This is a genomic window from Nostoc sp. JL34 (genome assembly GCF_017114945.1).
GTDB lineage: Bacteria > Cyanobacteriota > Cyanobacteriia > Cyanobacteriales > Nostocaceae > Nostoc.
In genome coordinates this window covers 1-8,628 of the sequence record NZ_JABXKQ010000077.1, presented here as the reverse complement: position 1 = coordinate 8,628, position 8,628 = coordinate 1, and the positions used below count along the sequence as shown (strand labels likewise).

Annotated in this window: 7 protein-coding genes; 2 read left to right on the top strand and 5 right to left on the bottom strand. The window is 42.3% G+C overall.

Annotated elements, in window-relative coordinates; genetic code table 11:
• Nucleotides 1-573 precede the first annotated feature (573 nt).
• Entirely contained in the window at nucleotides 574-1,272 is a 699-nt protein-coding gene (locus HWQ44_RS15610; protein WP_292720059.1) for a HupE/UreJ family protein, read from the top strand.
• A gap of 52 nt (nucleotides 1,273-1,324) precedes the next feature.
• Here HWQ44_RS15610 and HWQ44_RS15605 read toward each other — a convergent pair whose 3' ends face one another.
• The 3 genes from HWQ44_RS15605 to HWQ44_RS15595 all read right to left on the bottom strand — a co-directional run bounded on the left by HWQ44_RS15605 (nucleotide 1,325) and on the right by HWQ44_RS15595 (nucleotide 3,666).
• A complete protein-coding gene (locus HWQ44_RS15605) occupies nucleotides 1,325-2,431 on the bottom strand; it encodes an ABC transporter ATP-binding protein (protein ID WP_292720056.1) in 1,107 nt (368 codons plus the stop codon).
• A 310-nt stretch (nucleotides 2,432-2,741) separates the two neighbouring features.
• Nucleotides 2,742-2,912, bottom strand: coding sequence for a type II toxin-antitoxin system HicB family antitoxin (locus tag HWQ44_RS15600; protein ID WP_292720053.1), 171 nt, complete (start codon nucleotides 2,910-2,912; stop codon nucleotides 2,742-2,744).
• 25 nt (nucleotides 2,913-2,937) lie between these two features.
• A complete protein-coding gene (locus HWQ44_RS15595; RefSeq protein WP_292720050.1) occupies nucleotides 2,938-3,666 on the bottom strand; it encodes a GUN4 domain-containing protein in 729 nt (242 codons plus the stop codon).
• Nucleotides 3,667-4,038: 372 nt separating this feature from the next.
• On the opposite strand from HWQ44_RS15595, the gene HWQ44_RS15590 reads away from it, so the two are divergent.
• Nucleotides 4,039-5,460: an NADP-dependent isocitrate dehydrogenase gene (locus HWQ44_RS15590; RefSeq protein WP_292720046.1), complete on the top strand. Its 1,422-nt coding sequence runs from the start codon at nucleotides 4,039-4,041 to the stop codon at nucleotides 5,458-5,460.
• A gap of 247 nt (nucleotides 5,461-5,707) precedes the next feature.
• Here the strand turns inward: HWQ44_RS15590 and mtnA are convergent, their stop codons facing one another.
• Nucleotides 5,708-6,772 (bottom strand): S-methyl-5-thioribose-1-phosphate isomerase, encoded by a 1,065-nt coding sequence (mtnA, locus tag HWQ44_RS15585; RefSeq protein ID WP_292720043.1) that lies wholly within the window; start codon nucleotides 6,770-6,772, stop codon nucleotides 5,708-5,710.
• Between the two features lie 465 nt (nucleotides 6,773-7,237).
• A partial coding sequence (locus HWQ44_RS15580) for a calcium-binding protein (protein WP_292720041.1) occupies nucleotides 7,238-8,628 on the bottom strand: 1,391 nt, incomplete at its 5' end.

The following is an 8,628-nucleotide window of genomic DNA, read 5'->3' as shown; positions in this document are numbered from 1 at the left end:
CCAATCTTGTGGGGTGGGCATCTTGCCATAGGTGTCAAGTTAAGCTCAAACTTCCTATGTCAATAAGCATTTATGCTTAACAATTTGGTTTGAAAGGGACAAAAAACGAACTTTTTCAGGGACTATTAATGCTTTGTTTATTAGCATCACTCCCAGCTTGCGTATAAAAGTCAGAAAAAAGTTCACCTTTATACTTCGTTCCTAACAAAACCTATCGTTGACAAATGGGTTTTAACCTTAAGTTGACACTAATGGCGAGACGCCCACCCCACAATAAATAGTCGGATATTTTTTTATTTGTCAGTCCCTAATATCAGGAGAAAAGAAAATCGCAGCTATATTTGTAAACTACATTTGCGGTTGAGGAGATCCCGTCTTGAATGTCAAGTGTTGATCGTTACTAGTAACGATGTCTGCGACGGGCTTCTCTACGAAAGGCTACGCAGTCCTTGATCAGAAGACTAACTTTACATAACTTGATGAAGCTAGTGTAATCTGGCATCATTACCACGTTAGTTTTTTTGGGTAGGTGGGTAGTATAAATTACCGAAAAAACTAATTTGGCATATAGTGATGTTCAAAACTAAATTATCAGAATCCCGTGCTTGGGGAGAATTTTATACCTCGAAGTTAATGTCTCGCCATATTGGGGCGATCGCAGCTTTAATTCTAATTAGCTTACTGAGTTCATTGAGTGGAACACCATTTGACCATACCATCTCTAACTGCTGGGAAGGCTTTCTCTGGGGACTGGCAGATCCAGTAATTGGCTTGGATTGTTTAGTTGGTATTGTTGCTATTGGCTTACTCTCATCTGTGTTTGTTCGTGGCGCTGCGATCGCTGGATGCTTTGTCTTAGCAACAGTTTTGGGCATTGTAATTCATTTATTCCAGCTAAATTTCCCAGGCACAGAAATAGTGTTCACTGAAAGCGTTGGCGCAGCCATAGCCCTTTCTACCATCGTTTTTGGTACTATGCTGATGATGCCAAATCAGCCAAACTTTATAGTACTTGCTCTAGTGGGCATCAGTGCTGGTTTATTTCAGGGTTACGCTAATGCTGAATCTATTATTGGGGTAGAAATGATGCCACTAGTTGCTTATATAGTAGGCATTACTTTCACTCTGTTTGCAGTTGCCATGAGTGCCAGAGAAATTGGTGTTGCAATGGGTATGGGAGAAATAAACCGAATTTTATCCTGGAAAATGAGTATTGCTGGCTTCGCTTTGTGTGCGATCGGCATCGTGTTTTTGAGCAATTCAATCATTTAAATCACATATTTCAATAATCCACGCGATCGCACCAGTTTTTCTTTACCTTAAGTCACTTATGAGGTAAGACTTTTTCCCCAGTTTTGGGATCAAATACAAACAATTGATTTAAATCGAGTTGTAGAGAAAGGCGATCGCCTGGACGAAGACGCACATCACCGCCTACTTGAATATTCAACACCACCGCCGAACCAGGTAAACCAGCACGAATCAAAGTTTCTCTTCCTAAAGGTTCCACAACTTTAACTTCAACCGATAACAGTCCTGATTTTTGAGTATTGAGTTCTGAGTCAGTGTTGATTTTTATATCCTCTGGACGAATCCCCAAATCAAAACTGTGTCCCTGACGTAAGTGTAATTTTTCTTTCACAACTGCTGGAATTGCTAATAACTGTCCACTCACATCAAAACCGTTATTTTGATAGATTGCAGGTAAAATATTCATTGGCGGACTGCCTAAAAAACTTGCCACCATCTGATTAGCAGGATTTGCATAAATAGTTTGGGGATCGCCGATTTGTTGAATCCGTCCGCGATTTAGCACGACAATTTTATCAGCCAAAGTCATCGCTTCAACTTGATCGTGGGTGACGTAAATAGTTGTAATACCTAATTTTTGATGTAGCTGTTTCAATTCAGCCCTGGTATCATCGCGCAATTGGGCATCTAAATTAGATAAAGGTTCATCGAGTAAAAACACTTGTGGTTCACGAGCGATCGCTCTCCCTAATGCTACTCGTTGTTGTTGTCCCCCAGAGAGTTGTTTGGGTTTACGATCCAGCAAGTGATCGAGAGAAAGCGATCGCGCCACATTCATCACTCGTTCCTGAATGATTTTTCGATCAACCTTCCGCATCTGCAAGCCAAAGCCGATGTTTTCCGCCACGCTCATGTGAGGATAGAGAGCGTAGTTTTGGAACACCATCGCCACATCTCGTTGTCTAGCTGGGATATTATTCACCAAGCGATCGCCAATAAAGAGTTTGCCAGATGTAGCGGTTTCTAAACCGGCGATCGTCCGCAAAATTGTAGATTTACCACAACCCGATGGCCCGACTAAAACCCAAAACTCGCCATCAGGAATTTCAAAGGTAATATCCTCAATGGCGGTGACATTGTTAAATCTACGCTTAATATCTTCCAGACGAACATTTGCCATTATCTAATTTGATATTTTCAGTTTAGGATCTGCGGCACTTCCAACTAAGCACTAGGAGGTTTGATCCGCACCGTCCGAGGAACTGTGAGGCTGCTTTACAAGTGTAGAAACGTGATTGTCCTGCACAACTCTAATCAGAAATCTTAGAGCCTTATTGACAGCATCGGCATTAGGAAAAACCTCTGCAACATCAGGTTCTAAACGAATTGTTGTCTTACTAAAGCTCTTTCGTTCAGAACCAAAATTTCTGACTTTTAGCCTCTTTAAGTCATACTCTGCTCGCAGATTACAACATGATATTTTTGACTTCTCAGACATCCTTTAAACAAAGTTTAATTACTTCTTTCATATTAGCCATCAACTCATCAATTGTTTCTCCCTGACTGTAACAGGCTTTTAGCTGAGGGACTTCTCCGACATAGTAGCCATCTTCATCCCGTTCAATGATGACGTAGAATTCTCGGTTAGTGGGATTGATCATAATCTATTTGTCCGTAGGCTCAAAATCATTTTTCTGGATTCTTCGACCAAGCTGGGTGAGAGAGTAAAGAAGCAAAGACTCGTACCCCCCGAAGTTGATTAGAGAGGGGTAAGTGACCTCTAGGCGCATTCAAATCCCAGGTAAACTCGTTAGGGTATCGCGTCCAGGTATTACCTGCTTTCCAGCCAATTTTCGGCCAGAAATTCTCCCAATTTTTACCTAAACTTAACCAGATTTCTCGCTGCACTGAAAAACCAAATTTACCTTCCGAGTGGACTAACCAGAGGTTGTTAATGGTTTGCAAGTCAACAGCCGAGGTATTTTCTACCTCAGTAAAATATAACCATTTTCGTTGTACAGCCGTTGGCCCTGATAGTTCACACATTTTTTCGATAGTGACGCGATCGGCTGCTTGGAAGTCTTGAACAGCAAGTAGCTGTTGCAAAGAATTATAGTTAATCCCGCACTCTGATTTTAGAGGTACAATTCCCTCAGGAAAACAGGAGCGTAAAAATTCTTTGGCTTGAGGTGCATCAGAGTTGTAGAGGACTTGGTAAGCTTTGCCATCAATCCAATTCGCTGGGTTCTCACGTCGTTTCAGTAAAAATTCCATCAACACGTCTAATCCCTCATTACCCAACTCAGCTAATTGTGGGATTATCTGTTGTTGGACTTTTTCAGACCCAGCGATTAACGGTCGTCGCAGGGAGTCGATGTCATTTGCAGGGCCTGATAAAATCATTGGGTCTGTCATGCCATTCTCGTTTTAGCGGTCAGTGAAAGAGCGGTAAGCTATTGGGCTTCTCCAAGGTGAAGCACTGATAGCGAAAAGTAGTTTACTATTTTTGATCGTACAAAATTGCGATCGCTTCACTGAATCCCACACTTAATCCCCAAATAATGTACAAGGGGAATAGGGGGAAAATCTGGAGACTAGGGACTGGGAACTGGGAACTGGGTACTACGACTGAGGGGACATGGAGGACAAGGGTGAATTATTGAAAAAATCACTGCGTGTCTCTTCCCAATCCCCAGTACCCAATACCCAATCCCCAGTACCCAAAATACAAGCCTCCCACATAAGGTTTTTTTAACTAGCAGCGTATCGATTAGGAGTGTGTGAACGATGTACGAAAAGATTACCCCCCCCGCAGCCGGAGCAAAAATTACCTTCAAAAATGGTGAACCAATCGTATCGGACAATCCAATTATCCCCTTTATTCGTGGCGATGGTACAGGTATAGACATCTGGCCTGCTACCCAAAAAGTTCTCGATGCTGCGGTAGCCAAAGCATACAAGGGTCAGCGTCAAATTAGCTGGTTTAAGGTTTACGCTGGAGACGAAGCTTGTGATTTATACGGTACTTATCAGTATTTACCTCAAGACACTCTCACGGCAATTGAAGAATATGGTGTAGCTATTAAAGGGCCTTTGACTACTCCCATTGGGGGGGGAATTCGTTCTTTAAATGTGGCATTACGGCAAATTTTTGACTTGTATGCCTGTGTGCGTCCTTGTCGTTACTATGCAGGTACGCCCTCACCCCACAAAAATCCAGAAAAGCTGGATGTCATTGTTTATCGAGAAAATACGGAAGATATTTATTTAGGTATTGAGTGGCGACAAGGTAGCGAAATTGGCGATCGCTTAATTAAGATTCTTAACGAAGAACTGATCCCCGCCACCCCAGAACATGGGAAAAAACGCATCCCTCTTGATTCTGGTATTGGCATCAAACCCATCAGCAAAACTGGTTCCCAGCGCCTAGTCAGACGTGCTATCAAACACGCCTTATTGTTGCCCAAAAACAAGCAACAAGTGACTTTGGTGCATAAGGGAAACATCATGAAGTACACCGAAGGCGCTTTTCGCGACTGGGGTTATGAATTAGCAACCAGTGAATTTCGCCAAGAAACTGTGACTGAACAAGAATCTTGGATTTTGAGTAACAAGGAGAAAAATCCCAATATTTCCTTGGAAGAAAACGCCCGCCAGATTGAGCCTGGGTTTGATAATCTTACCCCAGACAAGAAAGCGCAAGTTGTCAAGGAAGTTGAAACTGTTCTTAACACAATTTGGGCAACCCACGGCGAGGGTAAATGGAAAGAGAAAGTTTTGGTGAATGACCGGATTGCGGATAGTATTTTTCAACAAATCCAAACCAGACCGGATGAGTATTCGATTTTGGCGACGATGAACTTAAACGGCGATTATTTGTCTGATGCCGCTGCTGCCATTGTTGGCGGATTGGGAATGGGGCCAGGGGCAAATATTGGTGATTCTAGTGCGATATTTGAAGCTACCCACGGCACTGCACCCAAACACGCTGGATTGGATCGGATTAATCCTGGTTCAGTGATTTTGTCTGGTGTGATGATGCTGGAATTTATGGGTTGGCAAGAAGCCGCAGACCTAGTTAAGAAAGGTTTAAGCGATGCGATCGCGAGTAGTCAAGTCACCTACGATTTAGCCCGGTTGCTAGAACCACCAGTTGAACCCTTAAAATGTTCTGAATTTGCCGACGCAATTATTCAGCATTTTGGTTAAGTCTACTATCAGCATTTTGGTTAAGTCTACTAGTAGTCTGTCAAATTTATTTTGACGGTTAGAGAGACCCGATAAATCGCCGTCTCTACAGGTAATTCATCCCTCAATTCTTTCTTGACAGACTACTAGGGCTAATTAGTCGAATAAAAGACCTCTCCCTGGTTTTACTACGCAAAACCTGTCCCTCTCCGAGTCGGAGAGGGACAGACTTGAACTTTAGTTTAAAACAGGGAGAGGTTCGTCGAACTCACACTACTTGCTTTAGCTGTGATTTTGCTAATTTATGAGGTGCGATCGCTCCATTCTCTGTAATGATAGCTGTAATCAACTCAGATGGAGTCACATCAAAAGCTGGGTTGTAAAAATCAACACCAGCAGGTGTGAGAATGGTATCACCAACTTGATAGATTTCTGTTGGATCGCGTTCTTCAATGGGAATTTTGCTGCCATCAGCTAATTCAAAATCAACGGTGGAAAGGGGTGCAGCGACAAAGAACGGGATATTATGAGCTTTAGCTGCGATCGCAACACTATATGTACCAATTTTGTTAGCAGTGTCACCATTAGCGGCAATTCGATCAGCACCCACAACTACAGCATGAATCAAACCCTGTTTCATGCAATGGGCTGCCATATTATCAGTAATTAATGTCACTGGAATACCTTCTTGCACACATTCCCAAGTAGTGAGTTTTGCGCCTTGTAAGCGGGGACGGGTTTCGTCGGCAAATAAACGTTCTAAACGTCCTTCCCTCCAAGCAGAACGCACAACACCCAAAGCAGTTCCGTAACCAGCAGTAGCTAGCGCCCCAGCGTTGCAGTGAGTAAGCAATGTTAGCTTTTGTGGAGTAGTAGGTAAAACTGCTAAACCATGATCACCAATCGCTTGACAGGTTTGCAAATCTTCAACGTTGATTGCTTGGGCTGTTTGGAAAAGGGTTTGTTTGATGTCTTCTACTGTTCCCAGAGTTTCATAAGCGGCTTTGATCATCCGGCTAATTGCCCAAAATAAATTTACCGCCGTTGGACGAGTAGAACGCAACAACTGGGCTACTTGATCTAAGTGTTGCAAAAATTCGGTGCGATCGCTTGTTTCAATTTCCCTGGCGCCAAGATACATTCCATAAGCCGCAGCCACACCGATTGCCGGCGCACCTCGCACAATCATAGTTTTAATCGCCCGTGCCATATCTTCGCTGCGGTGAATTTCCACAAAGGTATATTCGTTAGGTAAGCGCGTTTGGTCAATTAGTGACACCGAGTCGTTGTGCCAAATAACGGGATAAACCTGGTTTGTAGAAAGTGTCAACATAATTCGTAATTGATAATTCGTAATTCGTAATTGTAAGACACTTATTCATTCGGTAGGCGAGTTTTGGCTCAAAATCTGATGTGCTAAATAAATCAGCGTAAATATTTATGCGTTAGACTAGCTTATCGTAGCTATCGCTTTGATGAAGGAAGGCGTAAGCGCAGCCAACTTAGCCATCGCTAACAAGTCTATAACTCCCTTGATTGCCTCACCTTAAATAGCACGTAGTGGTGGTGAGTCTGAGAGCGAGCGATCGCCACTAACTCTTTAACAATCCAAAATTGTAAATCCAAAATGGTATTAGAAGTCCCTAAGCATTTTGAATTTAGAATTGTGGCAAGGTGATACTAGTACTTTTTTAAGCTAGTTTTGAGAGTTTGTAGTAAAGACTTTAGTACTGAAAAAATAAGGACTTTAGTCCTTACTACGAACTTAATTATCTATCAATTGAAAGTTGACAGAGTACTAGGCAATCAGACTGAAATTGCTACTACTGAGAGTAATATCAGAATTTCCTAAACGAGCAAATTCAAACACTGTTCCTGTACCCAGAACGTTGCCATCTTGGTTATAGAATAGGCTGCCACTACTTTGGCTAAAGACAATACGCGCATTACTAGCGTTGACGAATTGATTACCACTGACAACTGCAAAGTCAGTTAAAGCCTGACCCGCATTATTAGTAACAGTATTAAAGGTGGTTTTACTCAGCACAATCTGGTCTTGTCCGGCTTGAAAATCGGTGATGTAATCAACACCTAAGCTTGTGTTAAAGACACCATTGCTTTGGAACAGATATTTATCATTACCAACTCCACCTGTAAGAGTATCATTACCATTGCCTCCTCCAAGAGTGTCATTTCCGTCACCGCCAATCAGAGTGTTATTCAGTGTATTACCAGTGAGAATATCATTGCCTGTGCCACCCGTTGCATTTTCAATCACGTTGTTGGCAGAGAGAATGAGTTTGAGATTACTGTTAACCGTTTGCGAGGTGGTTAAACTTAGATTTAGGTTGACGGCAACTGTAGTACCGCTAAAGTTAATAGTATCAGTACCATCGGTTGAGGTTTCTATAATTGTGTCGGTTCCCAAGGCGCTATTAGCTATGAAAGAATAGGTATCATTTCCTGTTAACCCTTGGAGTTGATCGTTTCCGTCACCGCCAATCAGAGTGTTATTCAGTGTATTACCAGTGAGAATATCATTGCCTGTGCCACCCGTTGCATTTTCAATCACGTTGTTGGCAGAGAGAATGAGTTTGAGATTACTGTTAACCGTTTGCGAGGTGGTTAAACTTAGATTTAGGTTGACGGCAACTGTAGTACCGCTAAAGTTAATAGTATCAGTACCATCGGTTGAGGTTTCTATAATTGTGTCGGTTCCCAAGGCGCTATTAGCTATGAAAGAATAGGTATCATTTCCTGTTAACCCTTGGAGTTGATCGTTTCCGCCACCGCCAATTAAAATGTTATTCAGTGTATTACCAGTGAGAGTGTCATTACCTGTGCCACCTGTTGTATTTTCGATAACGTTATTGGCAGAGAGAATGAGTTTGAGATTACTGTTAACCGTTTGTGAGGTGGTTAAACCTAGATTTAGGTTGACGGCAACTGTAGTACCGCTAAAGTTAATGGTATCAGTTCCATCTGTTGTGCTTTCTATGATTGTGTCGGTTCCCAAGGCAGTATTAGCTAGGAAAGAATAGGTATCATTTCCTGCACCACCATACAAGGTATCATTTCCTGCACCACCTAATAATTTGTCGTCTCCCTGTTCACCAAACAAACGGTCATTACCGCTATTACCTAGCAAGCTATCGTTACCTAAACCACCAAACAAATCATCATTATTAT

Bases quoted from the DNA above. Each gene is read 5' to 3' on its own strand.
- HWQ44_RS15610 (WP_292720059.1), top strand. From the start codon at position 574: ATGTTCAAAACTAAATTATCAGAATCCCGTGCTTGGGGAGAATTTTAT.
- HWQ44_RS15605 (WP_292720056.1), bottom strand. From the start codon at position 2,431: ATGGCAAATGTTCGTCTGGAAGATATTAAGCGTAGATTTAACAATGTC.
- HWQ44_RS15600 (WP_292720053.1), bottom strand. From the start codon at position 2,912: ATGATCAATCCCACTAACCGAGAATTCTACGTCATCATTGAACGGGAT.
- HWQ44_RS15595 (WP_292720050.1), bottom strand. From the start codon at position 3,666: ATGACAGACCCAATGATTTTATCAGGCCCTGCAAATGACATCGACTCC.
- HWQ44_RS15590 (WP_292720046.1), top strand. From the start codon at position 4,039: ATGTACGAAAAGATTACCCCCCCCGCAGCCGGAGCAAAAATTACCTTC.
- mtnA (WP_292720043.1), bottom strand. From the start codon at position 6,772: ATGTTGACACTTTCTACAAACCAGGTTTATCCCGTTATTTGGCACAAC.